The sequence below is a fragment of the Candidatus Streptomyces philanthi genome (genome assembly GCF_059553635.1).
This window is the reverse complement of record NZ_JCANQV010000640.1, coordinates 1-731: the sequence shown is the minus strand read 5'-3', so window position 1 is coordinate 731 and position 731 is coordinate 1. Positions and strand designations below refer to the sequence as shown.

The window sequence follows — 731 nt, the reverse complement described above, 5'->3', positions numbered from 1 at the left end:
CGTCGGGTGGTGGAGGAGTGGAATGCCACGGCGGTGGATTTCGCTCCGGGGACCGTTGCGGGGGTTTTCGAGCGGCAGGTGGCGCGTACTCCTGATGCGGTGGCGGTGGTCTGTGACGGTGTTGAGCTGTCGTACGGGGAGGTGAACGCGCGGGCGAATCGGCTGGCGCGGTTGCTGGTCGCATGTGGTGCGCGGGCCGAGCGGTTCGTTGCTCTGGCGCTGCCGCGCAGCGCGGATCTGGTTCCCGCGGTGTTCGCGGTGCTGAAGTCGGGTGCCGCGTATGTACCGGTCGACCCCGCCTATCCGGTGGAGCGGATTTCCTACATGGTGGGAGACGCGCGGCCGGACGTGGTGGTGACCACCCGGGAGGTGGCGCCTATTGTCGAGGAGGCCCACCCCGGTGCGGTGACGGTGATCCTGGACGACCCCGGGACCACCGAACGGCTGGCGGCATTCTCTTCCGACGACGTGTCGGACAGCGAGCGGCTGTGCCCGCTGCTTTCCCAGCACGCCGCGTACATGATTTACACCTCGGGTTCGACGGGCCGTCCCAAGGGTGTGGTGGTTCCGCACCGTAATGTGGTGGATCTCGCGGCGTGGGCTGCCGCCGAAGTCGGCCCCGAATTGCTGGGGAGGGTGCTCGCGGCGACCTCGCTGAATTTCGATGTCTCGGCGTTCGAGCTGTTCGGGCCGCTGCTGTGCGGCGGCAGCGTGGAGATCGTGCGTGACCT

Annotated in this window: 1 protein-coding gene; it reads left to right on the top strand. The window is 68.0% G+C overall.

Features of this window, described 5'->3' with window-relative positions:
- Positions 1 to 731: AMP-binding protein (locus tag AC51EU_RS30815; protein ID WP_496270383.1), on the top strand; the 731-nt coding region annotated here is incomplete at both ends.